The following is a 1,449-nucleotide window of genomic DNA, read 5'->3' as shown; positions in this document are numbered from 1 at the left end:
TGAGAATCAGGAGTATCCTTTTGAAGAGCTGGTTCAAAAAGTAAATATAAAAAGAGATATGAGCCGTAATCCGCTATTTGATACAATGTTGGTTTTACAAAATACGGAAGAAACAGAGCTTCAAATAGAAAATTTAGTATTTAAACCTTATATTCGAGAGCGCACGATAGCTAAGTTTGATTTAACATTGTTTGTAAATCTTGATGGGGAACAACTCAAATGTAGTTTTGAATTCTGCAAAAAGTTATTTGAGAAGAGTAGAATTAATGAATTATCAAAAGACTTATTACTAGTTTTATCAGAAATTATTAAAAATCCAAATGTTCAATTACGAAATATAAAATTAAGTAAAAAAGTAATGAAAAGTAAAAGTTATATCCGAGAAATTGAATTGAATTTTTGATGTATTTACAAAATTAAAGAGTGTGTACATATAGCACACTCTTTAACTGAAATTGATGCTAGTTTCAAGAATACAAATATTTATATGTAAAATTTTATACATTGTATAACGGATTTTATATACTACTGAAGTCTGGGGTGCTATAAATGTCAGAATTTAAGCAACAAGAATTATTCTGGGAAAACTTATTCAGTGTTGAAGATAGTTGTACTACATTCCCTTATTCTAGCTATACAAAAAACAAATTAAGTAATAATAAGGCGTATAATCAGAAATTTATCGATAGTGTTTTATTATCGGATGTATCAAAAAGAATTTTGGACATGTCTAATCGATCTCATATGGCGATATATATGATTTTATTAGCTGGAGTTGAGTGCTTATTACACAAATATACTTATGAGCAAGATATGATTTTAGGGGTTCCAGCAATTGAATTAGACAAAGATCAAACTTATTCCAGTAAATTTTTAATATTAAAAAACAATATAACTCCTAAAAATTCTTTTAAATCGTTGTTTAATCAAATTAAGTTAGCTTTAAGTGAAAGTATTGAACATCAAGGATTACCATTTAGAAAAATGGTGCAAAACCTGAACTTACAGTACGATTCAAACAATTTACCTGTTATAAATACTTTGGTTTCTTTACAGGAAATTCATCGTTTTAATTATAATGATTCTGTTGTGTCAGATACTATGTTTCATTTTGAATTGGGAGAAGAAGATTCAATAAACTTAAAACTAGCATACAATGCAAATTGTTATGATAAAGATTATATGGTTCAATTAATTGGAAATTTAAATCATATCTTTTCTATTATTTTATTCCAGATTGAACTTGAAATAGAGAAGATTGAAACTGTATCAGAAATTAAGAGGAATAAACTTTTATTTGAATTTAATGATACAAATACTCAATATCCACATGAAAAAACAGTATATCAACTATTTGAAGAACAAGTGGAACGTACACCTGACCACCTTGCGGTTGTGTTCGAAGATCAGCAGTTGACATACCGTGAACTGAATGAACGAGCAAATCAG

The 1,449-nt window shown here is 27.7% G+C and carries 2 protein-coding genes; both read left to right on the top strand.

Annotated features, from left to right (window positions below):
* Window positions 1–403, top strand: a 403-nt coding sequence (locus tag ACTFP3_RS30095; RefSeq protein ID WP_440012091.1) for a condensation domain-containing protein, incomplete at its 5' end; no start/stop codon positions are given.
* Window positions 404–549: 146 nt separating this feature from the next.
* On the top strand, window positions 550–1,449 hold a 900-nt coding region (locus ACTFP3_RS30090; RefSeq protein WP_440012089.1), incomplete at its 3' end, for a condensation domain-containing protein.

Origin of the sequence: Bacillus cereus group sp. MYBK5-2, from assembly GCF_051915685.1 — a bacterium.
GTDB lineage: Bacteria > Bacillota > Bacilli > Bacillales > Bacillaceae_G > Bacillus_A > Bacillus_A cereus.
The sequence above is the reverse complement of the archived record's forward strand: the minus strand, read 5'-3'. Positions and strand labels throughout refer to the sequence as shown.